Source organism: Pseudomonas putida (genome assembly GCF_026625125.1).
Lineage (GTDB): Bacteria > Pseudomonadota > Gammaproteobacteria > Pseudomonadales > Pseudomonadaceae > Aquipseudomonas > Aquipseudomonas putida_X.
Genome location: NZ_CP113097.1, coordinates 2609226 through 2635366, shown reverse-complemented (window position 1 = coordinate 2635366; position 26141 = coordinate 2609226). Strand labels below are relative to the sequence as shown.

The window sequence follows — 26141 nt, the reverse complement described above, 5'->3', positions numbered from 1 at the left end:
GAAAACATAGGCTCTCCGGTCAATTGTCCATCTCGGACAATTCGAACCAGGAGGGCTGCAGTCCTATGTCGAAATTCAAGGTTCTCGGTCGCAGCATGATGGCGCTGCTGCTGACACTGGCGATCAGTTTGATACCCGTTGCGTCAGGCTTGATGGTGATGATCTACCAGCACGATAACAAGCTCAAAGAGACGGCTCGCGTATCGTTGAAGGAAGCCATTTTTTCCATTGATCTGTCCCTCAACCGCTTGCACGACGCGGCCTTGGCGGCAATGCCACTGGCGGGCAGTGCTTGCGAGACAGCCAGGACGCACTTGCTGAAACAAATTCAGGATGTTCGATACCTGCGAGCGCTGGCATTGGCTGTCGATGGCCGTACGTACTGTGACACGCTGGTTCCGCCGAGTGCACAAAACCGGTTTTCGCCTGACCTTGAGGCTCCGGTGCAACTGATCTTCGACTCGCCCGCAGCGCCCAATGAAGTGCTTGTGGCCTACCAGCTTCGTGATGAAAATCTGAGTGTGATCGCATCGACCTCCGGCTTGGAACTGCGCAACGAACTGCGCGCATTTCAAACCGGGCTGGTGCTGCTCCTGGAGTTCGGGGATTTTTACATCTGGGCCGATGGCGACAGCCGGGACCCTGCCCGCCCCTCGCAGTCCGAGTTTTCAATGACCGGGAAATCGGACAAGTACGGCTACACCGTGAAAGTCGGCTACCCGGACGGCTTTGCCGCTGATGAAAGGCGCCATATGCTGATGCAGATGCTGCCATCGCTTACGTTGATCGGCATCATTACAGGGTCGATCGTCTACTGGGGGCTGTTCAGGCAGTGGCGTAAAGCGGAACGTACCGCCGCCCCAAAAAAGTGACGGCGGTACAGTTCAGTTATTGAACGTCGAGCACGCCCCGGCGAACCTGGTCGCGCTCGATCGACTCGAACAGTGCCTTGAAGTTGCCTTCGCCAAACCCGTCATCACCTTTGCGCTGGATGAACTCGAAGAACACCGGCCCGAGCAGGGTTTCAGAGAAGATCTGCAGCAGCAGGCGCTTGTCGCCGGCCTCGGAGGCGCCGTCGAGCAGAATGCCGCGAGCCTGCAGTTGGTCAACCGGCTCACCGTGCCCTGGCAGGCGCTCCTCGAGCATTTCGTAATAGGTCTGCGGCGGTGCAGTCATGAAGCGCATGCCGTAGCCCTTGAGTGCATCCCAGGTCTTGAGCAGGTCATCGGTAAGGAAGGCGACATGCTGGATGCCCTCACCGTTGAACTGCATCAGGAACTCTTCGATCTGCCCCGCCCCTTTGGACGACTCCTCATTGAGCGGGATGCGGATCATGCCATCCGGAGCGGTCATGGCCTTGGAGGTCAGGCCGGTGTACTCGCCCTTGATGTCGAAGTAGCGGATTTCGCGGAAGTTGAAGAGCTTTTCATAGAAGCCGGCCCAGTAAGCCATGCGGCCGCGATACACGTTGTGAGTCAGGTGATCGATGATCTTCAGCCCTGCGCCGGCCGGATTGCGGTCCACGCCTTCGATGAAGTTGAAGTCGATGTCATAGATCGAGCTGCCTTCTTCGAAGCGGTCGATCAGGTACAGGGGGGCGCCGCCGATGCCTTTGATCGCCGGCAGGCGCAGTTCCATCGGGCCGGTTTCGATCTCGACGGGCTGGGCGCCCAATTCCAGGGCACGGGCGTAGGCTTCATGAGCGTTGCGCACGCGGAACGCCATGCCACACACTGACGGCCCATGCTCGGCTGCAAAGTAGGAGGCGATGCTTTTCGGCTCATTGTTGAGAATCAGGTTGATGCCACCTTGCCGATACAGGTGCACGTCCTTGGAGCGGTGTGTGGCGACCTTGGTGAAACCGAGCATCTGGAAGACGGGCTCAAGAACGCCTGGGGTTGGCGATGCCAGTTCAATGAATTCAAAGCCCATCAGGCCCATAGGGTTGTCGAAGATATCAGCCATGTTCGTGTCCTCATCTGCAGCGAAAATTATTGTGTGCCGGGGATGTGGTACGAAAATGGCGGCGAGCAGGGGATGCCGCGCACGCTTCTGGCGAGATAGTCACCAATGATCAGCTTGAACCCTTGGTTTGTCATATATTCCCATTCTCGGTGGGGATGATCCTTCAGTGATGAAAGACCTTATTGTTGTAATCGTAAACCGATTCTACAGTGCGTAAATTTCTTTGTCGCGCATTTGTTCTCCGGCTGCGACGACAAACGGCTATCCTCAGTCATTTCAAGTCAAGATTACGCCAACATGCCCCTGCGCAGTAAAAGACCCGCCCGCTGGAGCTGGCGCACCCTCCTCCCTTGGGGCGTTGGCATCTTGCCCCTGGCGTTCGGCCTGATCGTGATGCACTGGCAAATCGAGCGCGAACTGCGCGCCAGCAGCCAGGCCACCACACGGCAAGTGGTCGAACAGGTCGAGCATATTCTCGACAGCCTTTCCGGTGCCGCTCAGACGCTGCTGCCATTGGCGGGCAGCCCGTGCGCGCAAGCCGAACTGGCCTTGCGTAAAGAGGTGACGCGCAACGCTTTCGTGCGCTCGACCAACCTGTTCCGGCAAGACACGCTGTACTGCACCTCGCTGTTCGGCGAATTCGACGAGCCGGTGGACCCCCGCGACTACAGCGATGGAAAGCTGTGGCTGATGGACGGCAACTCCGTGACACCGGGGCACCCATTGCTGGTGTATCGGGCCAGTGACGGCGACCGAGGCGCCATCACCACCGTCGATGGCGACCATTTGCTGACCGCGCTGCGCCTTATCGGCCCCAGCGAGGCACTGCACTTGCGTGTCGGCACGGCGTGGATGGGCAAGGATGGCGTGGTGCATCAAGGCCTGCCACCCCCTGCAGCCATTGGCGACGTGACACTCGGGTCGACGCACTACCCTTTCAGCGTCCACGGCGGTTACACCGCCGACAAACGCAGCGAATTACTGCGCAGCCGCTACCCGGCACTGCTCAGCTTGCTGCTGTTGCTCGGTGTTGCTGCCGGTTGCACCTGCCGCTGGCAAATTCGCCGCGCCAATTCCCCCCGCGCCGAACTGCGCCGCGCGCTGGAAGCCGACGAGTTCCTGCCGTTTTTCCAGCCGGTGGTGCGCAAGGGCGACTATCGCTGGGCTGGCGCCGAAGTGCTGATGCGCTGGGACCACCCGCAAGAAGGCCTGGTGCGCCCCGACCTGTTCATTCCCTATGCCGAACACAGCGGCCAGATCGTCGACATGACCCGAGCTCTGATGCAGCACACCGCACAAAGCCTGGCGCCTTACGCAGCATTGCTGGAAGACGGCTTCCACATCGGCATCAACATCACGGCCGATCACTGCCGTGACCTGGCCCTGATCGACGACTGCCGCACGTTCCTCGAACACTTCCCCCCCGGGCGGGTGGTGCTGACGCTGGAGCTGACTGAGCGCAAACTGATCGAGGCCAGCGCAGTGACCCTCGAACTGTTCGAACAGCTCCATGAGATGGGCGTGATGATCGCACTGGACGACTTCGGCACTGGCCAGTCCAGCCTCAATTACCTGCGCCAGTTCAAGGTCGACTACCTGAAGATCGACCAGAGCTTCGTGGCAATGATCGGCGGTGATGCGCTGTCACAGCATATCCTCGACAGCATCATCGAACTGTCGGGGAAGCTGGGCCTGGGCATCGTTGCCGAAGGCGTGGAAACCGAAGTGCAGCGCGATTATCTGGCCCGGTATGACGTGGACTTTCAGCAGGGCTATCTGTTCGCCAGGCCAATGCCGGCAGCGCAATTTCTCCAGGCACTGGCCACGCGACCAGGCGTGCCGCGGTTGCCGCATGACGCGGCCCCTGAGATCATGCGCGGCTGATCCCACCGCCCACCCCGCTATTCGAGGCATTCGTGTCAAAAGGCATTCTCTGTTCGGTCATGGCCTCCTGCCTGTTCGCCGTGATGTACTTCTATACCTCCCTGCTCACTCCGCTCGATGGCGAAGAAATCTTTGGCTGGCGCACGCTGCTGACGCTGCCCTGCCTCACACTGTTCATGCTGGCCAGCAAAGACTGGAAACGGGTCGGTGACTTGCTCGCGCGCGTGCGCCAGACCCCAGCGCTGCTGCTGGGCATGGTGGGCACCTCATGGCTGATGGGCGTGCAACTGTGGCTGTTCCTCTGGGCGCCCCTGCACGGGCGTAGCCTTGAGGTGTCGATGGGCTACTTCCTGCTGCCGCTGGCGATGGTGCTGACGGGGCGCCTGGTGTACGGCGAACGCCTGTCACGCCTGCAAAAAGTGGCGGTGGCCTGCGCTGCGCTGGGCGTGGCGCACGAGCTTTACCAGCACGGCAGCTTCGCCTGGGAAACCATGCTGGTGATGATCGGCTACCCCGTCTACTTCGTGCTGCGCCGGCGCTGCCGCACCGACCACCTGGGCGGCTTGTGGTGCGACATGTGCCTGTTGCTGCCCTGGGCCCTGTACTTCGTCAGCCAAGGCCCGCTGTCCAGTGCTGACCTGGTTGCGCATCCTGGCCTGTACGGTCTGATTCCACTGCTTGGCGCGATCAGTGCCTCAGCCCTGATCGCCTATGTGCTGGCCAGCCGACTGCTGCCGTTCAGCCTGTTCGGCCTGCTCAGCTATGTCGAACCGGTGCTGCTGGTGGGCGTAGCGCTGCTGCTGGGCGAGACGATCGGCCCGGATCAGTGGCTGACTTACCTGCCGATCTGGGCCGCGGTCCTGGTGCTGGTGCTTGAGGGTTTCAAGCACCTGCTGCGCCAACGTCGCCGTTCGGTTTAAGGCGCACCTGGCGCACCCGCCGTTCTTCCACCGCCACCACCGTCATGCTCCAGCCGTTCCAGGCCAGGTGGTCACCGACCACCGGCAGGCGGTCGAGCAGGCTCATCACCAGGCCGGCAAGGGTCTGGTAATCTTCGGTCGCACGCGCGCTGAAGCCGGTGCGCGCCTGCACCTGGCTGAGGTTCAGCGCGCCGCTGACGACGAAGCCATCAGCGTCTTCGACGATCGCCGGGCCTTCCACCTCACTGGCATCCGGCAGCTCACCGGCGATCGACTCGAGAATGTCGGTCATGGTCAGCAGGCCGGTGAAGTCACCGAATTCGTTCACCACGAAGGCGATGTGCGTCGACTGGCTGCGCATCTGCTCCAGCGCGTTGAGGATGCTGAAGCTTTCCAGCAGGTTCAACGGCGCCCGGGCCATGCGCTCAAGGTCTGGCTGGTTGCCAGAGAGCAGCTCCTTGAGCAGTTCTTTCTTGTGCACAAAGCCCAGCGGCTCATCGATGCGGCCGTCACGGATCAGCGGCAGGCGCGAGTAAGGTGAGTTGGCCAACGCTTCGGTAATCGTCGCCGCAGGCTGCGCCAGGTCGAGGACGTCGACTTCGGTACGGGCAGTCATCACCGTGCGGATCGGCCGCTCGGCCAGGTTCAGCACACCACTGATCATCACCCGTTCACGGCGGTCGAACAGCACATGTTCCTCACCGCCCGCGACCAGGTCAGCGATCTCCTCACCGACCTCGTCAGCCTCCACCCTGCGCCCGCCGAGCAGGCGCAGCACGGCGTGGGCGGTACGCTCACGCAGTGGCCGGTGCTGCTGCAGGCTTCGCTTGCGGCGAGCACGCGCCAGCTGGTTGAACAGCTCGATCAGGATCGAGAAACCAATGGCCGCATACAGATAGCCTTTGGGAATATGGAAGCCCAGGCCTTCGGCGGTCAGGCTGAAGCCGATCATCATCAAGAAGCCCAGGCACAGCATGATCACCGTCGGGTGGGCGTTGACGAAGCGGGTCAGCGGCTTGCTGGCGACGATCATGATGCCGATCGAGAAGATCACCGCGATCATCATCACCGACAGGTGTTCGACCATACCCACTGCAGTGATCACCGCGTCGAGCGAGAATACGGCGTCGAGCACCACGATCTGCGCCACGATGGGCCAGAACGCGGCATGGCGCACCGCGCCACTGGCTTGGGTGACATGGCCTTCGAGGCGTTCATGCAACTCCATGGTGGCCTTGAACAGCAGGAACACACCGCCGAACAGCATGATCAGGTCACGGCCGGAGAAGCTCTTGCCGAACACCTCGAACAACGGCGCGGTCAGGGTGACCATCCACGAGATACTGGCCAGCAGGCCCAGGCGCATGATCAGCGCCAGGCTCAGACCGATCACCCGCGCGCGATCGCGCTGATGCGGCGGCAGTTTGTCGGCCAGGATGGCGATGAACACCAGGTTGTCGATACCCAGCACCAGCTCGAGGACGATAAGCGTCAACAGGCCCAGCCAGGCCGTGGGGTCGGCTAGCCATTCCATTAGCGGGTACTCACGAAAGAAGCGTCACGAAGACGGGTGAAGGATGGCCAGGACGGCCGAAAACTGGGGGGTTCCGCGAAGGTGCTCATGGGGACCTGGATAGAAGATAGGGAAAATAATCCTACAAGAGCGAAATATCATTCTGATAGCGCCAAACTATTACAAAACCTGTACGCGATTTGGCAATGGCCGCGTACGCACTACCAACATCTCGAGGAAATGGGCGGCATAGCATACCTCTGACGCCCATCCCCACTACGTGTTACTCCTGCATAAGGTTTGTTCAACCGCCCCTTGACGCCAGTTCAGCTCAAGGCATCACCGGCGGCACATACTGCAAGGTCGTCCCCAACGCCCAGAGCAGCACCAGCACCAGCGGCACGTGCACCAGCAGTTGCACGAACGAAAAGCCGATCAGGTCACGCGCTTTCAGGCCCAGCACCCCGAGCAGCGGCAGCATGTAAAACGGATTGATCAGGTTGGGCAGCGCCTCGGCGGCGTTGTAGATCTGCACTGCCCAGCCCAGGTGGTACTGCAGGTCATTGGCCACCAACATGACGTAGGGCGCTTCGATGATCCATTTGCCACCCCCCGAGGGGATGAAGAACCCCAGCACCGCTGAGTACACGCCCATGAGCACGGCATAGGTGTCATGGGTGGCGATCTGGGTGAAGAACAACGAGATGTGGTGGGCCAGGGTCTGCTCGTCGACACCCTTCACCTGGGTGAGGATGGCGGCGATCGAGCCGTACAGCGGGAACTGGATCAACACCCCGGTGGTGGTCGGCACCGCACGCGCCACGGCGTCCAGGAAGCTGCGTGGGCGCCAGTGCAGCAAGGCGCCAAGCATGATGAACAGCAGGTTGTAGGTATTGAGCCCCGATATTGCGGTAATGGCAGGCTTGGTGGCGAACTCTTGGTACAGCCAACCACCAGCCAGCGCCACCATCAGCAGGATCAGGATCGGGCTGTATTCCAGCCATTCACCCGGGCGCGTGCGCTGGGGTGCGGGCGGTGCGGTGAAGCTGGGGTCGACGCCGCAGTCTTCGGCACTGCGCGCACTGTTCGGGCCAGGTGCGGTGGCGTAGGCGATCACCAACGAGACGATGACCAGCGCGGCCAGCAATACACCGGACTGCCAGAGGAAGATGGTCTCGGTGAATGGGATCACGCCGGTTATCGACAAAATGGACGGCGGCAGGCTGGCCGGGTTGGCCTGCAACTGCGCCGCTGAAGACGACAGCCCCAGGGCCCAGACGGCCCCCAGGCCAAGGTACGCAGCAGCACCGGCGGCGCGGTAGTCCATCTTCAGGTCACCGCGCCGTGCCAGCGCGCGCACCAGCAGGCCACCGAACACCAGGGACAGGCCCCAGTTGAGCAAGGATGCCAGCATCGAGATCAGCGCCACCCAGCACACCGCCGAACGGCCGTTCTTCGGCACCCGCGCCAGGCGATCGATCAGCCGAGCGGCCGGGGGCGAGCTGGCCACCACATAGCCGCCGATGACCACGAAGGCCATTTGCATGGTGAACGGGATCAAGCTCCAGAAGCCATCGCCAAAGGCCTTGGCGGTATCGGTAGGTTTGGCGCCCATGGCCATGGCGCCAAGGCATACCAGCACCACTGCCAGGGCAGCGAACACCCAGGAATCGGGGAACCAGCGCTCGGCCCAGTTGGAGCACCGCAGGGCAAATCGGGCGGAGCGGCTGTCTTGGATTTCAGCGGCCACGGCAACTTCCTTTTATTGGTTTTATGGGGTGTAACGTTTCAGGCACAACGCACAAAACCCTGTGGCAGCAGCGCCACCGTCGAAAGCGTTGGTGCATTCACCACCGCATTCGCCGTTGCCGCCACTGCCACAGGGCTGGGCAGGTGTATCAGAAAGACATTTCCTTCACATCATCCGGCACGATCAGCTTGCCGGCGGTTTTCGCGACGATTTCTTCGACGCTCACCCCCGGTGCGGTTTCGCGCAGGATGAAGGCACCGTTTTCGATCTCCAGGTAGGCCAGGTCAGTGAGCACCTTGCGGATGCAGCCGGCGCCGGTCAGCGGCAGGCTGCAGCGTGGCAGCAGCTTGGATTCGCCGTCTTTCGAGGCGTGAGTCATGGTGACGATGATGTTCTCGGCACCGGCGACCAGGTCCATCGCGCCGCCCATACCCTTGACCAGCTTGCCCGGGATCATCCACGAGGCGATATTGCCCTCGACATCCACTTCGAAGGCGCCGAGCACAGTGAGGTCGACATGGCCGCCACGGATCATGGCGAACGATTGTGCCGAATCGAAGATCGAGGCGCCGCGACGGGCGGTGACGGTCTGCTTGCCGGCATTGATCATGTCGGCGTCGATCGTGCTCTCGGTAGGGAATTCGCCCATCCCCAGCAGGCCATTTTCCGACTGCAGCATCACATCCATGTCAGCAGGGACGTAGTTGGCCACCAGGGTGGGGATGCCGATGCCGAGGTTGACGTAGAAGCCGTCCTGCAGTTCGCGTGCGACGCGTTGTGCCATCTGTTCGCGGGTCAGTGCCATGGTGAAAGTCTCTTTATTGTTCTGGAGGACGGCGCTCAGGCCTTGACGGTGCGCTTTTCGATGCGTTTTTCGAAGGTGCCGACGATGACCCGGTCGACGAAGATGCCAGGGGTATGGATCTCGCTGGGCAGCAGCACGCCTGGCTCGACGATTTCTTCGACTTCGACCACGGTGATCTTGCCGGCGGTGGCGGCCAGCGGGTTGAAGTTTTGCGCGGTGTTGCGGTAGACCACGTTGCCGTAGTGGTCGGCCTTCCAGCCTTTGACGATGGCGAAGTCACCGGTGATCGATTCTTCCAGGATGTAGTTGCGGCCCTTGAACTCGCGCACTTCCTTGCCCTCGGCAACTGGCGTGCCGTAGCCGGTTGCGGTGAAGAAGGCCGGGATGCCGGCGCCGCCAGCGCGCATTTTTTCGGCCAGGGTGCCTTGCGGGGTCAGTTCCACTTCCAGCTCGCCACTGAGCAACTGGCGCTCGAATTCGGCATTCTCGCCGACGTAGGAGGCAATCATCTTGCGGATCTGCCGCTCTTCCAGCAGTACGCCCAGGCCAAAGCCGTCGACGCCGCAGTTGTTGGAAACCACGGTGAGGCCCTTGACGCCACGGCGCTTGATTTCGGCAATGAGGTTTTCCGGGATGCCGCACAGGCCGAAGCCGCCGGCCAGTACCGTCATGTCGTCGGTCAGGCCTTCGAGGGCCTGTTCATAGGTTGCTACGCGCTTGTCCAGTCCGGCCATGCTGATCCGCCTTTTGTAGTTGTTGACCGACGAGGCTGTCGGTGAGCGTGTGCAGGCATCTTCACCGCTGGCGACTAATTTGTTAATTTTGTTTTCGTCATCGATTGATAACTTTTTCAAAACAGCCTGTGAGCCCGCCATGAACGTCAAGCAACTGCGCGCCTTCGTCGCCGTGGCCAAGTACCAGAGTTTTGCCCAGGCCGGCGAACACCTGCATGTCTCGCAACCGGCGCTGAGCCTTACCATCAAGGCACTGGAGGAGAACCTGGGTGGCGCCCTGCTCACCCGAACCACGCGCAGCGTCAGCCTGACCGCCGAAGGTGAGGTCCTGCTGCCACTGGCCCGGCGCCTGCTGGCCGACTGGGACGACACCGAGGAGATGCTGCGCCAGCGGTTCACCCTGCAATTGGGGCGGGTGTCGGTGGCGGCCATGCCGGCGTTTGCCGGCAACCTGCTGCCCCACTCACTTAAGGTGTTTCGCCAGCGTTACCCTAAGGTCAACGTCACGGTGCACGATGTGATCAACGAGCAGGTTCTGGAACTGGTGCGCCACCGCCGCGTCGAACTGGGCATCGGCTTCGAGCCGGAAAACACCGACGGCCTGCGCTTCCGCCCGCTGTACCTGGACCGTTTCGTTGCCGTGGTGCCCACCGACTCCCCGTTGTCCGAGCTGGCCGAAGTCAGCTGGGCGCAGTTGCTGGGCGAAGATTTCATCGCCCTGCAGCGCCCTTCGGCCGTGCGCCTGCTGCTGGAGCAGAACGTGGCGGCACTGCATGGCAAGCTGGCGGTGGCGTTCGAAAGCCACCAGCTCTCGACCATTGGCCGCATGGTCGCCAGTGGGCTGGGCGTGAGCGCGGTGCCGGCGCTGTGCATCAACCAGATGCAGGAGCTCGGCGCGCGTTGCATTACCCTGGTAGAGCCCACTGTCGAACGGCGGATCGGCGTAATCGCCTTGAGCGACCATAAACTGTCCACTGCAGCGCAGGCGCTGCTTGAGGTACTGCTTTCCCATACCCAGATTCCGGAGGTGACATGCGTTACATGAAACTGGCAGGTTGCAACGTGCCGGCCATCGGCCAAGGCACCTGGTACATGGGCGAAGACCCGGCACGCAGGGCTGCTGAGGTTGCCGCCCTGCAACACGGCATCGACTTGGGTATGAACCTGATCGACACCGCCGAAATGTATGCCGAAGGTGGCGCCGAAGAAGTGGTCGGCCAGGCTATCGCCGGGCGGCGCGATCAAGTCTTTTTGGTCAGCAAGGTGTACCCGCACAATGCCAGCCGGCGCGGCGTACCCGCTGCCTGTGAACGCAGCCTTGCTCGCTTGGGCACCGATGTCATCGACCTGTACCTGCTGCACTGGCGCGGCCAGTACCCGCTGGAAGAAACCGTCGAGGCGTTCGAACGCTTGCGCGAACAGGGCAAGATTCGCCGCTGGGGTGTTTCCAACTTCGATGTCGACGACCTGATCGAGCTGGACCGCCCTGACTGTGGCACCAACCAGGTGCTGTACAACCCCGTGCAGCGTGGCATCGAGTTCGACCTGCTGCCCTGGAGCCGGCAACACGGGCTACCGACCATGGCCTACTGCCCATTGGCCCAGGCCGGCAAGCTGCTGCAGCATCCGTTATTGCAGGAGATTGCCGAGCGCCATGGGGCCACCCCGGCGCAGGTCTGCCTGGCCTGGGTGACGCGCGAGGACGGTGTCATCGCGATCCCCAAGGCGGTGTCGCCGGAGCACGTAAGGTTGAATGCGGCAGCCGCAGGCTTGACCTTGACCAGCGAGGACTTGCAAGCCATTGACCGGGCATTCCCGGCGCCCACACGCAAGCAGCACCTGGCAATGGTTTGACAGCTCGGCAACAACGGCGACTGGGGCTGCTGTGCAGCCCGTTCGCCGGTCGAATCAATGAAAGTCCCGGCTGCGTACGTCCAGCCCCTGCAGCAACACGCTGACATCCTCCAGCCGCCGTGCAATCAGGTGCCGCACCCCGTCCTGCTGTTCCAGGCGGCCATTCACCTTGAGCAATCGAGACCCGACCAGCGCACGCCGCTGCCGCTCGGCCAGCTCGCGCCAGACCACCACATTGACCATGCCGAATTCATCCTCAAGGGTCACGAAGGTCACCCCGCTGGCGGTCTGTGGCCGTTGCCGCCCCACCACCAGGCCGGTCACGGCGACTGCATCGCCATGCTCAACGCCCGCCAACTCATGCGAGCTGCGACAGCCCAGCGCCCGCAGACGCGGGCGCAACAAGGTCAGCGGGTGAGGCCCCAGCGTGGTTCCCAAGGTGGCGTAGTCGGCCACCAGGTCTTCGCCCACGCTAGGCACAGGCAAGGCCACCGCGGCTTCGGGCGTTGCCTGAAGCTCGGCGAACAGGGGCAGTTGCGGCTGCACCGCCGCGACCTGCCAGCGCGCCTGGTAGCGGTCACGTGCCAAGGCGCGCAACGCACCGGCATCGGCCAGCCGGGCGCGGGCTCTGCTGTCGAGGCCGGCACGCAAGCACAGGTCCTCGACATCGCGCCACGGCCTGAGCGCCCGCGCCGCTTCGAGCCGGCGCGCGTCGGCTTCGGCGAAACCGCGGATTTGCCGCAACCCCAGGCGGATGGCAAGGACACCCTCGGTAACCGGTTCCAGCGTGCAATCCCAGTGGCTGTGGGCGACATCCACCGGCCGTACCTCGATCCCCTGACGGCGTGCCTCCTGCAACAGTTGGTCGGGGCTGTAGAAGCCCATCGGCCAGCTATTGACCAGCGCACAGGTGAAAATCGCCGGTTCATGGCATTTGAGCCAACTGCTGGCATAGCACAGCAAGGCGAAACTGGCGGCGTGCGACTCCGGGAAGCCATAACTGCCAAAGCCCTTGATCTGCTCGAATATGCGCTCGGCAAACGCCAGGTCGTAGCCGTTGCGCAGCATGCCTTGCACCAGCCGTTCGCGGTGTGGTTCCAGGCCGCCATGGCGCTTCCAGGCGGCCATGCTGCGGCGTAACTGGTCGGCCTCGCCCGGGCTGTAGTCTGCGGCCACCATGGCCAGCTCCATCACCTGCTCCTGAAACAGCGGCACACCCAAGGTACGCTCGAAGACTTCCTTGAGCTTGGGCGATGGGTAGGTCACCGGCTCCTGCTTCAAACGCCTACGCAAGTAGGGGTGCACCATGTCGCCCTGAATCGGCCCCGGGCGCACGATCGCGACTTCGATCACCAGGTCATAGAAGGTGCTGGGCTTGAGCCGTGGCAGCATGGCCATCTGAGCGCGTGATTCGATCTGGAACACGCCCATTGTCTCGGCGCGGCTGATCATCGCGTAGGTGGCCGGGTCTTCGGGAGGGATCGTCGCCAGGGTCAGGTGCCGCCCCCGGTGCTGCTGCAACAGGTCGAAACAGCGGCGCAAGGCACTGAGCATACCCAGGGCGAGCACATCGACCTTGAGCAGGCCGACCATGTCCAGATCGTCCTTGTCCCACTGGATGACCGTGCGCTCAGCCATGGCGGCGTTCTCGACCGGCACCAGGTGGTCCAGCGGTTGCTCGGAAATGACGAAACCGCCTGGATGCTGAGACAGATGGCGGGGGAAGCCTATCAGTTGCCCGGCCAGCACCAGAATGCGCCGCAGCGAGGGGCTGCCGGGTTCGAAGCCGGCCTCGGCAAGGCGTTGCTCGTCCGGGATGCGGTCGGTCCAGCGGCCACAGCACTTGGCCAGGGCATCGACCTGGTCGGCAGGCAACCCCAGCACACGGGCGACATCACGCACCGCGCCGGCAGCATGATAGGTGTTGACCACCGCAGTGAGCGCTGCGCGGTGCCGGCCATAACGGCGAAAAACGTACTGGATCACTTCTTCGCGACGGTCGTGCTCGAAGTCGACGTCGATGTCCGGTGGCTCGTTGCGCTCGCGTGACAGGAAACGTTCGAACAGCAGCCGGTGCTTCATTGGGTCGAGTTCGGTGATGCCCAGCACGAAACACACCACAGAGTTGGCCGCCGAACCTCGGCCCTGGCAAAGGATGTGCTGGCTGCGGGCAAAGGCAACGATATCGTGCACAGTCAAAAAGTAGCTTTCGTAGCCAAGCTCAGCGATCAGCGCCAGCTCCTTGGCCAGCACCTCGCGCACCTTGTCGCTCGCCCCCGCCGGCCAGCGCTGGGCCAGCCCACGCTCGCACAGCTGGCGCAACCAACTGGCCGCGGTTTGCCCCTCGGGCACCAGCTCACGCGGGTACTGGTAGCGCAATTGGCCCAGGTCGAACTGACAGCGTTCGGCAATGCAGAGCGTTTCGCTCAGCAGGTCGGCCGGATAGAGTTCGGCCAGTTGCTCCAGCGTACGCAGGTGACGCTCGCCGTTGGCAAACAGATACTGCCCTGCCTGGGCGACGGTACAACGCTGACCGATAGCGGTCATGCAATCCTGCAAGGCCCGCCGGCCGCGGACATGCATGTGTACGTCACCACAGGCCACGGCGCGAATGCCCAGTTGCCCGGCCAGGCCACGCAGCTGGGCCAGGCGGCGCTCGTCATCACTGCCACGGTGCAGGTGCACACCCAGCCACAGGCGCTCGCCGAACACGCCCTGCAACCATTGACCGGTTGCCAGGTCGCTGGGGTCCTCGGCAAGCCATAACGCCAGCAACCCTTGATGCAGCTCGCGCAGGTCGTCATGCAACAACTGATAGTCGCCCTTCTCCGCTCGCCGACGCGCACGGGTGATCAAGGCGCACAGGTTCTGGTAACCACCCAGGTCCTGGACCAGCAACACCAGCTTCGGGCCATCCTGCACGCGCACTTCACTGCCGACTATCAAGCGTATCTGCTGCGCTTTGGCAGCCTGCCAGGCACGCACGATGCCGGCCAGGGTGCACTCATCGGTAATCGCCAGGGCCTGGTAACCCTGCTCCCGCGCTCGGCGCAGCAGTTCTTCGGCGCTGGATGCGCCGCGCTGGAAGCTGAAGTTGGACAGGCAATGCAGTTCGGCGTAACCCGGCGCGCTCATGCGAACCAGCCTTGCAGCCACAAGGCTCCGGGCTGGGCCAGGTCGCGGTAGGCCCAGCCGCGCAGGCCTTCACGCGTTTCGATGCGGTAATAGTCGCGGCGCACATCACCGCCATCCCACCAGCCCGACTCGATACGCTCAGCCTGCCCCAGCAACCTGTGAACGCTGGGGTCCAGTGCCAGTGGCTGGGGCAACAACCAGCCTGGGCGGCTCCCGGGCAAGGTGGGCAGGCTGCCCTGCCCGCCATACTCGGCGGCCTGCCAGGCACATTCGGGGCGGTGGTCGGCTTCAGCGCGCAGGCCCTTGACCGCGTCGTCGCCCAGCCGGGCACGCAAGCGCTCACGCAGTTGCTCCCAGGGTTGGGCCTGCTGGGCCCGTGGGTCGAACAACGCATGGTGCTGGGGCACGAAAGCCGGCAAGTCATCGGCCACCAGGCGCAGATTACGCACCGGTGCCGGGATGCGCAGCGGCTCCAGGCGCCCGCGCGCCAGTTCGAAGAGCATTGCCGCATCACGTTCTGCCGCCAGCAGGCCGACCTGCAGGGGCGTGTCCGGCCCCTCGGCGTGCTCCAGGTACAGGCTGAACCGCTGTACCCCGCAGTCTCGCCCGGCCAGGAAGGCGGCCAGGTCGTTGAGCATGCGCCGCAACGGGAACAGCAACGCCTGGTGCGATTCCACGTCGAAGTTGAGCTCCAGCCGCGTTTCGAAGCGGTCCGGCGGCTGATAGAAGCTCAAGCCGAGCGTACGCAGCCCCAGCAACTGGTCCAGGTGCAACTGGACCTGGGCACCGAAGCGTCTGGCCAGGGCATCCCGCGGCAAGGCCAATACCTGGTCAAGCTGATGCAGCCCCATGCTGGCGAACGCTTCAGCGGCGTCCTGTGGCAACCCCACCCGCGCAATGGGCATACGCGCCAGCGCCGACCGGGTTGCTTGCGGGCAGCTCAATGCCAGGCCGTCATGACCATTGGCAAGCATGCGCGCCGCCACTGGGTTGGTGGCCAGGACAATCCGCTGACGCAGCCCGAGGGCTGCGAGCTCCTCGCGCAGACGCGCCTCGAACACGGGCCATGGGCCAAACAGTTGCAGGCTGGAGCCCACTTCCAGCAACACGGCACGCGGGTAATGCAAGCTGACCTGGGCACTGAAGCGGTACGCCCAGGCCGCCAGCAATTGCTGCAGTTGCTCGATGCGCGCCGCGTCTGCTTCAACGCAGGTGAAACCGTCGGCCAAGGCGCGGGCGGCGGTGAGGGTTAGCCCAGCACGCAGACCGAGCGCTGCCGCAGCAGGGTTCACCGCTTGCAACACACGCCGTTGTACCGGCCCGCCGATCAGCACCAGGGGCGCATCGGCGTCATCACGTTCACGCAGGATCGAGTCCAGCGCCAATTGCGGCAGTAGGATGCAGGCCCAGAGCATGTTGCATCACCCCTGCCAGGCACAGGGGATGGCTGCAGCCGGCGGTAAACCACCGCGACACTTGAGCACACGCCACTGCGCGGGCCGCGCGTCGATGGCGATGCGTACCGCGGCCGGGGATGGATTGTGCGCAGCCTGCTGCGGCCGGCAGGCAAAAGCCAGCGCCTGCCCGGTTTCTGCCGCCACCTGCAGGCGGCGCAACGCACGGTCATCGGCTCGCTCCGGCCAGCACAGTACTGCGGCGCAACTGCCAGAGCGCAGGCACTGCTCGGCAGCCCAGAGGGCATCAGCCTGCTGGGCATCGACCTGGACCAGCCAGCGCAAGTCCACCCCGGCCGCTTGCCATGCCGGTGCGTAAGGGATAAAGGGAGGCGCCACCAGCACCACTCGCCCGCCATCGGCGGTCAGCCGGGCCAATGAGGGCCACAAGAGTTGCAGTTCGCCACATCCAGGGCTGGCCAACAGCAACTCGCTCAGCGCAGCTGCGGGCCAGCCACCCTCCGGCAGCCGTTGATCAAGCGCCGCATGGCCGGTGGGCTGCAACCCGGCCGGCCGGACCCGCGCCTGCCGGCCGCGCCAGACCTGGCGCTGGTCCAGCAAGCGGTCAAGGTCGACCACCGCGCCCATCAGTCGCGCCTCAACAGGCCGCAGAACACGCCTTCGATGAAGAATTCGCGCTCAGGCCCGACATCGATCGGCGCATAGGCAGGGTTGCGTGGCAGCAGCCGGTAGCCGCCGGGTTGGCGTTGCAGGCGTTTGATGGTGACCTCGCCGTCGAGGCGGGCGACCACGATCTGGCCATCGCGGGCCTCACCTTGCTGGCGAATACCCACCAGGTCACCGTCGAAGATGCCGTCATCGATCATCGAGTCGCCGCGCACTTTGAGCAGGTAGTCCGGTGTACGCCGGAACAGGCTGGGGTCAATCAGCAACTGCTCGTGAATGCCCAGGTCGGGGCCGATCGGCGCGCCTGCAGCCACCTGGCCCAGCACGGGCACTTCGAGAATTTCCGGGCGGCGCAAGGGTGCGGCCAGGCGGATGCCACGTGCCTGATTGGGCGTGACGTCGATGTAGCCGGCCTGGCACAGGGCAGTGATGTGCTTGCGCGCAACACTGCGGGAGGCGAAGCCGAAACGCTGGGCGATGTCGGCAAGGCTCGGCGGCTGGCCATGATCGGTGATGCGTTCACGGATGAAGTCGAGGATTGCGCGGCGTTTGGGGGTAAGATTGTCCATGGAGCACATTTGTACTCTTTTCAGCGAAGACTGAACAGCCCCCTTCGTCGCTGGGTTTGGTTATGATGCCCCGACGTGTGTTTTCTACTGCCTGGATGCCTGATGCTGACTGCACTGCTGTTCGACCTCGACGGAACCCTCACCGACACCGACACCCTGCATTTGCAGGCTTTCCGTCAGTTGTTGCGCGACCATGATGGCCGTGAGCTGACCCAGGCCCAGTTCGATGCCCAGATCAGCGGCCGGGCCAATGGGCCCTTGTTTGCCGAGCTGTTCCCAAACGCCGGCGCGCAGGAATGCCTGGCGCTGGCTGATCGCAAGGAAGCGCTGTTCCGCGAGCTGGCCCCTGCCCTTGAACCCATGCCGGGGCTGCTGCGCCTGCTGGACTATGCCCGGGCACGCTGTATCGGCATGTGCGTGGTGACCAACGCACCAAGGCTCAATGCCGAGCACATGCTCACTGCCATGGGCCTTGGCGCACACTTCGAGCATGTGCTGGTGGCCGAGGAACTGGCACGGCCCAAGCCTGACCCGTTGCCGTACCTGACCGGCTTGCAGCGCCTGGAGGCAACGGCCGGGGAGGCGCTGGCGTTCGAGGATTCGTTGCCAGGTGTGAAAGCGGCGAGCGGCGCCGGGATCTTTACCGTGGGGGTTGCCACGACACAGACGGCAGAGCGGCTGATGGCTGCGGGGGCCAGCCTTGTGGTGGATGATTTTGACGATCCGCGGTTGTGGGAGGTGATAGAAGCGATGCAGTGCAGCGCTTGAGCCTCATGCTGTGACTGGACTTGCCGGGCCCTGACCACTCGTCGCGAGCACAGGGCCTGCTGTCGATCTCCTCCCTGCCCGCTCGACCACACTTGAACCCCACGTGTGGAGTCATCCCCATGAACCCTCAAAAGCCCGACATCGTCTCGCGCAGCCAATGGTTGGCCGCCCGCCGTCAGCTATGGCTGCATGAAAAAGCCTTTACCCACCAGCGCGACGAACTGGCCGCCGCCCGCCGCGCCCTGCCCTGGGTCAAGCTGGAGCATCCCTACACTTTTCAAGGCCCGCACGGCGAGCTGAGCTTAGGCGACCTGTTCGCCGGGCGCAGTCAGTTGCTGGTCTACCATTTCATGTTTGCCGAGGGCTGGAGCGAAGGCTGCCCCGGCTGCTCGTTCCTCGCCGACCATTTCGACGGCGCCAACCTGCACCTGGCGCATCACGATGTTTCGCTGGTCGCCGTTTCGCGTGCGCCCCGCGCTGAGTTCCAGGCATTTGCCCAGCGCATGGGCTGGCGCTTTCCCTGGTACTCGTCAAACGGCAGCAGTTTCAATGAAGATTTCGGCGTCAGTGTCGCCACTGACGGCAACAGCCACTACAACTACGAACCCTACACCGGCAACGACAGCGAGCTGCCTGGGTTGAGCGCCTTCTACCGGGACCAGGACGGCAGCGTCTTTCATACCTACTCAACCTATGCGCGCGGGCTCGACATCCTGGTCAATACCTACAATTTCCTCGACATTGCGCCATTGGGGCGCAACGAGGAAGGCACCATGGACTGGGTGCGGCATCACGATCGCTACGAAATCCAGCCCGGCAAACCGCATTGCTGCCATGACTGAACAGGCCACAGCGCCGCCTGCGCCATGGCTGAGCCAGCCGGGCGGCGCAATGGCAGCAGTTCGGCAGAATACGGCCATACTTGAGCCCGTCGCCCTCGCATTACAGGCCCCCCATGCTCAAGCGCTTGCCCATGTTCCACCTACGCACCCTGGTCGTTGGCATTGTCGTGCTGGCGTGCCTGGCAACCCTGTGCAACACCCTCGCGGTCGCCTACCGGGTACAGCACCGCGCCTTGGTCGACCTGGAGCTCAAGGCCAACCAAGCCTATGCGAGCAAACTGGCATCGGATATCGACGAGTTCCTGCGCTCGGCACGCAACCACTTGTCCTACAGTGCCGGGCAACTGGGCGGCGGCCTGGACGACCTGGCCGCGCTGCAAAGTGAAGCCGAGCGGCTGCAGGTGCAGGACAAGGACTTCAACTCCATCGTCATCGTCAACGCCCAAGGCCAGGTGCTGGTGGCGCATCCGGACATAGAACAGGTCACCAGCCACCACCAGCACTCCAGCGAAATCCGCCAAGCCGTGCAAGCCCGCCAGCCGTGGGTCAGTTCCGCCTACACCTCGCGCGGGGGCGATTTGGTGATCTTCGTTTCGCAGCCGATCTTTGCCGCCGATGGCCGCTACCTGGGCATTGTCGGCGGTTCGGTGTTTCTCAAGAAAGAAAGCGCATTGCATACGTTGATCGGCCTGCACTACCAACAGGACGGCACCTTCGCCTTCGTCGCCGACGCCGACCTACGCCTGCTGCACCACCCCGAGCATGCGCGCATTGGCACCCAGGTCAGCGACAGCCCAACGATCAGCGCGGCGCTGCGTGGCCAGACAGGCACCCTCGAAGTGCCCAACTCTGCCGGCGTTCCCATGCTTGCGGGCTTTGCCCCGGTGCCTGAAGCGCACTGGGCAGTGGTGGTGCAGACACCGCGGGACCTGGCCTTGGCGCCCCTGGGCGAAATGACTCGCAAGGTGCTGCTCTATATCCTGCCGGTCAGCATCATCGGCTTGCTGTTGATGCTCTGGATGACCTACCGCCTGACCTTGCCGTTACGCCAACTGGCACACAGCGCCAGCCACCTGTCCGCCACCCAGACCGGCGATCAGCTGCGCCGAATCGATGCGTGGTACGTGGAGGTCGCAGCCATCCGCCGCGCCTTGCTGACAGGCGAGCAATTGTTGCAGGAAAAATTCGGCAAGCTGCGCCAACAGGCTCAGAGTGATGCCCTGACCGGCCTTGCCAACCGGCGTGCCATGCAACTGACGCTGGACGCCTTGATGCAGAGCCCAAGAGCATTCGCCGTGCTGGCCCTGGACATCGACCATTTCAAACAGGTCAACGATAACTTTGGCCACGATGCGGGCGATGAGGTGCTCAAACACCTCGCCGAGCTGTTGCGCCATAATTCACGCCACGACGACCTGCCCTGCCGGGTCGGCGGCGAGGAATTCACCATGCTGCTGCCGGACACTGGCCTGGCCGATGCCCGGCGCATTGCCGAACGCATACGCGCCGCGGTCGAACAGGCCGACGCACCGCATGTGGGCAAGCTCAGCGTGTCGATCGGCGTGGCCTGCCGCCGGCCCGATACGCATCAGGCCGACAGCGTGCTCAAGCAAGCCGACGGGCAGTTGTACAAAGCCAAACACAACGGCCGCAACCGCGTCGAAGTGCTTGACCTCAGCCCCTCACCCCCAGCATCCCCCGCTCGACGATGAAGTCGATCACCGCCTGCAGGCCCTCGCCTTTCTTCAGGTTGCTGAACGTCCACGGGCGCTCCGGGCGCATACGCTGGGTATCACGCTCCATCACCTCCAGCGAGGCACCGACGTAGGGCGCGAGGTCGGTCTTGTTGATCACCAGAAAATCGGACTTGGTGATGCCAGGCCCGCCCTTGCGCGGGATTTTTTCGCCTTCGGCCACGTCGATCACGTAGATGGTCAGGTCGGCCAGCTCAGGGCTGAAGGTGGCGCTGAGGTTGTCGCCACCGCTTTCCACGAAGATGACTTCAAGGTTGCCGAACTTGCGCGCCAACGCTTCCACGGCAGCCAGGTTCATCGAGGCATCCTCACGGATGGCGGTGTGCGGGCAGCCACCGGTTTCGACGCCGACGATGCGCTCGGGCTCCAGCGCACCGGCCTCAGTAAGGATGCGCTGGTCTTCCTTGGTGTAGATATCGTTGGTGACCACGGCGATCTGGTAGTGGTCGCGCATGGCTTTGCACAAGCATTCGAGCAGCGCGGTCTTGCCAGAGCCGACCGGGCCGCCGACACCGACGCGCAGGGGTTGCTGATAGCTTTGCATTAAGGCAGTCCTCAGGAACGGAATAAACGGGTGTATTGGGTTTCGTGACGCGATGATGCAATGGCCAGCAGCGGCAAGCCGCCACCGAGCTGGTCGTCACCAAGCGCCAGGGCGTGGTCGATGATGCCGGGCAGTGTCTCACCCAGGTCGCGCAGCAGGGTCTGGGCCGCCTGCTGGCCGAACGGCACCAGTTTGACCCCAGCCATGACCGCGCCCTCCAACCAGGCGAAGGCATGCCCAAGGGCAAGCTGGCGCAACGGGATCGACCAGTGCACGGCCAGCCAGGCCATGCCGCCCAACTGGCTGAGTTCCAGGCTTGGGCGCCAGGCCGGGGCCTGGCCCAACTGCCAACCATCGAGCAAGCGCGCCAGCGCCGCGCCACGCTGCTGCTCTTCAAGGCGCAGCTCGGCAGTTTCGCGGTTGGCCAGCAGAAAGCGGCTCCAGCGCGCAAACGCGCCAGCATCATCGGCCTGGCACGCGTGGTACAGGCGCGCCAGGACCGGCCAGTCCAGGTAAGCGAGGGTGTCGTGCATCTGCTCGCACTGCCAGGCGCTGAAGCTTTTGATGTCTCGCACCCACCCCGCCTCAACGGCCCACTCAAGGCCTTGCGAGTAGGTAAAGCCCCCCACCGGCAAGCCGGGGCTGGCCAGCTGCAGCAGGCGCAGCAATGCCAGGTCGCTGTTCATCAACCGGCCAGCACCACTGCGGCGCCGGCAAGCATGCCGCCACCAAAGGCTTTCTGCAGCGCGCTATGGCGGCGCAGCAGGCAACCGACAGCGAAGCCCACGACCAGCAGCAAGCCGCTGACGGTGACGAAACCGGCGCTGAACAGCCAGAAGGCGCTGGGCGTGGCCTCAACGCCATGGGCCCAGCCATGGAACAGGGCAAACACAGGCATGGCCAGCGCCAGCAGCAACTGGCGGCTAGGCAGCAGTACGGCGACGCCTGCCACCAGCACCGACACGGCGATCATGGTCTCCATGCCCAGCACATCACCGAACAGGTGGCCACACACGGCGCCAGCGAACATCGCCGTCAAGGTTGCCAGCGGCAAGGCCAGGTTGCGTCGGGTCAAGGCCGCCAGCACACCGGTACCCAACAGCATCAACAGGTGATCGAGGCCGGTCAGCGGATGCAGCAGGCCATCGTGCAGCGGATTGCTGTCATGGCCCGGGTGGGCGAAGGCCGGCAGAGCAACCAGCAGCAGCGCAAGGGCAAGCGTTTTTTTCATTGTGAGCTCCAAGGTTCAGGAATGGGCTGGCAGGCGCACGAAGGGGTGATCGTGCCCATGGCTGTGGCTGTGCGGCGCGCTCTGGTAGGCCCCGGCTTCTGGCTCGAACGGTGCCTGCTCGGCCTCGACCGTCAGGCCCAGGCCGCGCAGCATGTCGTCAAGCACGTGGTCGTGCTGGTAACGCAGCAGGCCCGGCTCGATCTGCAGGGGGACGTGGCGGTTGCCCAGGTGGTACGCGGCACGCGCCAGCAGGTGCGGGTCGCTGCAACGCACGGTCGATACTGCCTCGGGCGCTGCGAGTACCTGCACCACCTGGCTGCCCGCGGCATCGGCCAGCAGCTCGCCACCGCGCAGCAGGTGGCCGCGCTCAAGCATCAGGCCCGCCTCCCGGCCATCGTCGAGGGCAACCCGCAAGCGGCTCTTGATACGGCTATCGACGTCCAGGGTAACGGTGCCGGTGATAGTGTCGGATGCATCGATCCGGCGGGTCAGGACAATCATCTTCGCTCCTTCAGAACAGGAAATAACGCTGAGCCAGCGGCAGTTCGCTGGCCGGCTCGCACACCAGCAGTTCGCCGTCGGCGCGTACCTGGTAGGTCTGCGAATCGACTTCGATCACCGGTTGCAACGTGTTGTGGACCATGTCGGCCTTGCGTACCTGGCGGCAGCCGTGGGCCACGCCGATCAGGCTCTGCAAGCCCAGTTCCTGGGCCAGGCCACGGTCCATGGCGGCCTGGGGCAGGAAGGTCATGCGCGTGGCATGGCGGGCAGCACCGAGCGCCCCGAACATGGGCCGGTAATGCACCGGCTGTGGGGTCGGAATCGAGCCGTTGATGTCGCCCATGGGCGCGGTGACGATCATCCCGCCCTTGATGACCAGTGCCGGCTTGACCGCGAAGAAGGCCGGCGACCACAGCACCAGATCAGCCAGCTTGCCCACCTCCACCGACCCCACCTCATGGGCGATGCCATGGGTCAGCGCCGGGTTGAGGGTGTATTTGGCGATGTAGCGCTTGACCCGGAAGTTGTCGCTGTAGCTGCTGTCCGGTGCCAGAGGCCCGCGGCGCACCTTCATCTGGTGGGCGACCTGCCAGGTGCGCAGCACCACCTCACCGACGCGGCCCATGGCCTGGGAGTCGGACGAGGTCATGGCGAACGCGCCCATGTCATGCAGGATGTCTTCGGCGGCGATGGTTTCGCGGCGGATGCGTGACTCGGCGAACGCCACGTCCTCGGCGATGCTCGGGTCCAGGTGGTGGCAGACCATCAGCATGTCGAGGTGTTCATCTACGGTGTTGACCGTATAAGGCAGGGTCGGGTTGGTCGAGGATGGCAGCACGTTGGCCTGCCCTGCCGCACGGATGATGTCGGGTGCATGGCCGCCGCCGGCCCCTTCGGTGTGGAAGGTATGAATGGTGCGGTCACCGATGGCGGCCAGGGTGTCTTCGATGCAGCCGGATTCATTGAGGGTGTCGGTGTGAATCGCCACCTGGATGTCCATTTCCTCGGCAACGCCCAGGCAGCAGTCGATGGCGGCCGGGGTAGAGCCCCAGTCCTCGTGCAACTTCAGGCCCACCGCACCCGCAGCGATCTGCTCGCGCAGCGCGTCAGGACGCGAGGCATTGCCCTTGCCCAGCAGGCCGATGTTGATCGGCAGGCTGTCGGCCGCCTGGAGCATGCGCGCCAGGTACCAGGGCCCCGGGGTGCAGGTGGTGGCATTGGTACCGGTGGCCGGCCCGGTGCCACCGCCGATGAACGTGGTGACGCCACTGGTCAGCGCTTCTTCCACCTGCTGAGGGCAGATGAAGTGAATGTGCGAATCGATGCCCCCGGCGGTGACGATCTTGCCTTCGGCCGCGATCACTTCGGTGCCTGGGCCCACTGGCACGGTCACGCCCGGCTGCACGTCAGGGTTGCCGGCCTTGCCGATGGCAGCGATACGCCCGTGCTTGACGCCGATATCGGCCTTGACGATACCCCAATGATCGATGATCAAGGCGTTGGTCAACACCAGGTCCATGGCCTGGGCAGCAAGCATCTGGCCCTGGCCCATGCCGTCGCGGATGACCTTGCCACCACCGAACTTGACCTCTTCGCCGTAAACCGTGAAGTCCTTCTCCACCTCCACCCACAGCGCAGTGTCGGCCAGCCGTACACGGTCGCCGACAGTAGGGCCGAACATGTCGGCATAGGCCCGACGTGAAATACGGCTCATGCCTGGCCCTCCAGTGCGCCCATCACTTTGCCCTGAAAGCCATACACCTCGCGCTTGCCGGCGTAGGCGACCAGCTGCACGGTACGCGCCTGGCCCGGCTCGAAGCGCACGGCAGTGCCGGCCGGAATGTCGAGACGAAAGCCGCGACTAGGCTCGCGGTCGAACACCAGGGCATCGTTGACCTCGTAAAAGTGGTAATGCGAGCCCACCTGCACCGGCCGGTCGCCATGATTGGCCACGTTGACACTGACCGTTTCGCGGCCGGCGTTGAGTTCGATGTCGCCGGCGGCGACCTGGATTTCACCTGGGATCATACTGGGCTCCTCGGCCAGGTCAGACGATGGGGTCATGCACGGTCACCAGCTTGGTGCCGTCAGGGAAGGTGGCTTCGACCTGCACGTCATGGAGCATCTCGGGCACACCGTCCATGACGTGCTCGCGGCCGATCACTTCCCGGCCCAGGCTCATCAGCTCGGCTACCGTACGCCCATCACGGGCGCCTTCGAGCACTGCGGCGCTGATCAGCGCCACCGCCTCGGGGTAGTTGAGCTTCAGGCCACGGGCCAGGCGCCGTTCCGCCAACAGCGCGGCAGTGAACAGCAGCAGTTTGTCTTTCTCTCTCGGGGTCAGCTCCATGGCGCTCTCTCAAGTGGCCCAGATGCGCGGCGGGCACGCCGGCAGGCCGAGGACGGCCGGCCGCAGGACGTGCCAGAGGCGCTGCAGGGTGTGTTGCAGATGTTGGTTGTCGTGGTCCAGCAGGCGAATCACCAGCAGCGAACCGAGCAAGGTGGCGCCGCCCGGCGTTTTCAGTTCATCGAGCAGAGGCCGCACCTTTTCCAGCAAGGCCGGATCTGCCGGGTACGCGCAGAAAGTAGCGAGCAAGGGGTGCCCGCCGAGTTTGTCGAGTTGGCCACCGGTGATGCGCAGGCGCTCGCTCAAGCCAGGGTCGTCGGGCACCTCGATGCTAAGACGGCTGTCCAGCGCGCCCTGAGCGAAACGCTCGTCCATCACCGGTCGGCCCAGGCAGAGCGTCTCCCAGGCCAGCAGGCGAGCACCGGGCTCGAGGGTGAAGCGGCTGTCGAGGCTGGCCCGTGCACCGGAAAAGAAAATGCTGTCCTGGGGCAGCCACTCCAGGGTGCTGCCCGCTTGCAGATGAAAACGTTGGGTCAGCCATGCGGTGGGGCCGATACTTCGATAAAACTTGCTGGCGCCGGGCATGGTCAGCAATGCATGGCTGCCAGGCTCTAGCTGAAGATCCAGTTCCAGGCGATCACCGGCAACGATGCCCCCTGGCGGATGCAGCACATAGACGTGGCACGGCGCACCTTCCGGGTAGAACGGCCGCTGCACCAAAAGCGGGCCAAAATGACGACGCGCACCAAGGCGGGTCACGCCAGCACGCTCGACAAAGCGCAACTGCAGGTAGGCGCTCCAGCCTGCATCATCTTCAGATTTTTCGACGCGCTCCGCCAGCAACATCCTATAGCCCCTGATTTTCACGGCCTCATGGCCGTTGCGAGCACCAGCGCCGCGCACTGACGTGCTGCAGGCCTGACCACTCGATCAAATTCGATTGG

25 protein-coding genes are annotated in these 26141 nt (G+C 63.8%); 8 read left to right on the top strand and 17 right to left on the bottom strand.

What is annotated here, in order from left to right; all coding sequences use genetic code 11:
* Window positions 1–65 precede the first annotated feature (65 nt).
* Window positions 66–872 carry a CSS-motif domain-containing protein gene (locus OSW16_RS12170; protein ID WP_267823432.1) on the top strand — a complete coding sequence of 269 codons (807 nt, stop codon included), beginning with the start codon at window positions 66–68 and terminating at the stop codon, window positions 870–872.
* Between the two features lie 16 nt (window positions 873–888).
* Here the strand turns inward: OSW16_RS12170 and hppD are convergent, their stop codons facing one another.
* Complete coding sequence (gene hppD / locus OSW16_RS12165) at window positions 889–1965, bottom strand: 4-hydroxyphenylpyruvate dioxygenase (protein ID WP_241805758.1); 1077 nt, start codon at window positions 1963–1965, stop codon at window positions 889–891.
* Between the two features lie 297 nt (window positions 1966–2262).
* Between hppD and OSW16_RS12160 the strand changes: the two genes are divergently transcribed.
* A complete protein-coding gene (locus OSW16_RS12160) occupies window positions 2263–3849 on the top strand; it encodes an EAL domain-containing protein (protein ID WP_267823429.1) in 1587 nt (528 codons plus the stop codon).
* A 32-nt stretch (window positions 3850–3881) separates the two neighbouring features.
* Window positions 3882–4769, top strand: a complete 888-nt coding sequence (gene rarD, locus OSW16_RS12155) for an EamA family transporter RarD (RefSeq protein WP_241805760.1) — start codon at window positions 3882–3884, stop codon at window positions 4767–4769.
* Here rarD and OSW16_RS12150 read toward each other — a convergent pair.
* The 4 genes from OSW16_RS12150 to OSW16_RS12135 all read right to left on the bottom strand — a co-directional run bounded on the left by OSW16_RS12150 (window position 4732) and on the right by OSW16_RS12135 (window position 9571).
* Window positions 4732–6303, bottom strand: coding sequence for a TerC family protein (locus tag OSW16_RS12150; RefSeq protein ID WP_241805761.1), 1572 nt, complete (start codon window positions 6301–6303; stop codon window positions 4732–4734). The two genes, rarD and OSW16_RS12150, sit on opposite strands and share 38 nt — an antisense overlap.
* 310 nt (window positions 6304–6613) lie before the next feature.
* The gene (locus OSW16_RS12145) at window positions 6614–8032 is read right to left on the bottom strand and encodes a short-chain fatty acid transporter (RefSeq protein ID WP_267823425.1); all 1419 of its coding nucleotides are present in this window, start codon (window positions 8030–8032) and stop codon (window positions 6614–6616) included.
* A gap of 148 nt (window positions 8033–8180) precedes the next feature.
* Complete coding sequence (locus OSW16_RS12140) at window positions 8181–8837, bottom strand: CoA transferase subunit B (protein ID WP_241805763.1); 657 nt, start codon at window positions 8835–8837, stop codon at window positions 8181–8183.
* A gap of 35 nt (window positions 8838–8872) precedes the next feature.
* Entirely contained in the window at window positions 8873–9571 is a 699-nt protein-coding gene (locus OSW16_RS12135; RefSeq protein WP_241805764.1) for a CoA transferase subunit A, read from the bottom strand.
* A gap of 139 nt (window positions 9572–9710) precedes the next feature.
* On the opposite strand from OSW16_RS12135, the gene OSW16_RS12130 reads away from it, so the two are divergent.
* Together OSW16_RS12130 and OSW16_RS12125 are read left to right on the top strand one after the other, a co-directional pair.
* Window positions 9711–10616: a LysR family transcriptional regulator gene (locus OSW16_RS12130; protein WP_267823423.1), complete on the top strand. Its 906-nt coding sequence runs from the start codon at window positions 9711–9713 to the stop codon at window positions 10614–10616.
* Window positions 10604–11425, top strand: a complete 822-nt coding sequence (locus tag OSW16_RS12125) for an aldo/keto reductase (RefSeq protein WP_267823422.1) — start codon at window positions 10604–10606, stop codon at window positions 11423–11425. The genes OSW16_RS12130 and OSW16_RS12125 overlap by 13 nt, the downstream gene beginning before the upstream one ends.
* Before the next feature lie 54 nt (window positions 11426–11479).
* On the opposite strand, the gene OSW16_RS12120 is transcribed toward OSW16_RS12125, so the two are convergent.
* From OSW16_RS12120 to lexA, 4 genes are read right to left on the bottom strand one after another with little or no spacing between them, the layout of a single operon-like run.
* Window positions 11480–14560 carry an error-prone DNA polymerase gene (locus OSW16_RS12120; RefSeq protein WP_267823421.1) on the bottom strand — a complete coding sequence of 1027 codons (3081 nt, stop codon included), beginning with the start codon at window positions 14558–14560 and terminating at the stop codon, window positions 11480–11482.
* Window positions 14557–15975: a Y-family DNA polymerase gene (locus tag OSW16_RS12115; protein ID WP_267823419.1), complete on the bottom strand. Its 1419-nt coding sequence runs from the start codon at window positions 15973–15975 to the stop codon at window positions 14557–14559. Before OSW16_RS12115 ends, OSW16_RS12120 begins: the two co-directional genes overlap by 4 nt.
* 6 nt (window positions 15976–15981) lie before the next feature.
* Window positions 15982–16602, bottom strand: coding sequence for a translesion DNA synthesis-associated protein ImuA (gene imuA, locus OSW16_RS12110; RefSeq protein ID WP_267823417.1), 621 nt, complete (start codon window positions 16600–16602; stop codon window positions 15982–15984).
* Window positions 16602–17219, bottom strand: coding sequence for a transcriptional repressor LexA (gene lexA, locus OSW16_RS12105; RefSeq protein ID WP_241805770.1), 618 nt, complete (start codon window positions 17217–17219; stop codon window positions 16602–16604). The genes imuA and lexA overlap by 1 nt, the downstream gene beginning before the upstream one ends.
* Before the next feature lie 93 nt (window positions 17220–17312).
* Between lexA and OSW16_RS12100 the strand changes: the two genes are divergently transcribed.
* The 3 genes from OSW16_RS12100 to OSW16_RS12090 all read left to right on the top strand — a co-directional run bounded on the left by OSW16_RS12100 (window position 17313) and on the right by OSW16_RS12090 (window position 20532).
* Window positions 17313–17978, top strand: coding sequence for an HAD family hydrolase (locus OSW16_RS12100; protein ID WP_267823415.1), 666 nt, complete (start codon window positions 17313–17315; stop codon window positions 17976–17978).
* A gap of 119 nt (window positions 17979–18097) precedes the next feature.
* Window positions 18098–18820, top strand: a complete 723-nt coding sequence (locus OSW16_RS12095; RefSeq protein WP_267823413.1) for a DUF899 domain-containing protein — start codon at window positions 18098–18100, stop codon at window positions 18818–18820.
* A gap of 131 nt (window positions 18821–18951) precedes the next feature.
* On the top strand, window positions 18952–20532 hold the full coding sequence (locus OSW16_RS12090; protein ID WP_267823411.1) for a sensor domain-containing diguanylate cyclase: 1581 nt from the start codon (window positions 18952–18954) through the stop codon (window positions 20530–20532).
* Here OSW16_RS12090 and ureG read toward each other — a convergent pair.
* The 8 genes from ureG to OSW16_RS12050 are packed head-to-tail and all read right to left on the bottom strand — an operon-like array spanning window position 20495 to window position 26043.
* On the bottom strand, window positions 20495–21118 hold the full coding sequence (ureG, locus tag OSW16_RS12085; protein WP_119688944.1) for an urease accessory protein UreG: 624 nt from the start codon (window positions 21116–21118) through the stop codon (window positions 20495–20497). The two genes, OSW16_RS12090 and ureG, sit on opposite strands and share 38 nt — an antisense overlap.
* An 11-nt stretch (window positions 21119–21129) precedes the next feature.
* Window positions 21130–21804 (bottom strand): urease accessory protein UreF, encoded by a 675-nt coding sequence (locus OSW16_RS12080; RefSeq protein WP_267823408.1) that lies wholly within the window; start codon window positions 21802–21804, stop codon window positions 21130–21132.
* The gene (locus OSW16_RS12075) at window positions 21804–22349 is read right to left on the bottom strand and encodes a HupE/UreJ family protein (RefSeq protein WP_267823406.1); all 546 of its coding nucleotides are present in this window, start codon (window positions 22347–22349) and stop codon (window positions 21804–21806) included. Before OSW16_RS12075 ends, OSW16_RS12080 begins: the two co-directional genes overlap by 1 nt.
* A 15-nt stretch (window positions 22350–22364) precedes the next feature.
* A complete protein-coding gene (ureE, locus tag OSW16_RS12070; RefSeq protein WP_267823404.1) occupies window positions 22365–22850 on the bottom strand; it encodes an urease accessory protein UreE in 486 nt (161 codons plus the stop codon).
* A 10-nt stretch (window positions 22851–22860) separates the two neighbouring features.
* Window positions 22861–24564 carry an urease subunit alpha gene (gene ureC, locus OSW16_RS12065; RefSeq protein ID WP_267823402.1) on the bottom strand — a complete coding sequence of 568 codons (1704 nt, stop codon included), beginning with the start codon at window positions 24562–24564 and terminating at the stop codon, window positions 22861–22863.
* Window positions 24561–24878 (bottom strand): urease subunit beta, encoded by a 318-nt coding sequence (locus OSW16_RS12060; protein WP_267823945.1) that lies wholly within the window; start codon window positions 24876–24878, stop codon window positions 24561–24563. Before OSW16_RS12060 ends, ureC begins: the two co-directional genes overlap by 4 nt.
* A 19-nt stretch (window positions 24879–24897) precedes the next feature.
* The gene (locus OSW16_RS12055; protein WP_241805779.1) at window positions 24898–25200 is read right to left on the bottom strand and encodes an urease subunit gamma; all 303 of its coding nucleotides are present in this window, start codon (window positions 25198–25200) and stop codon (window positions 24898–24900) included.
* Between the two features lie 9 nt (window positions 25201–25209).
* Complete coding sequence (locus OSW16_RS12050) at window positions 25210–26043, bottom strand: urease accessory protein UreD (protein ID WP_267823400.1); 834 nt, start codon at window positions 26041–26043, stop codon at window positions 25210–25212.
* Between the last annotated feature and the right edge of the window lie 98 nt (window positions 26044–26141).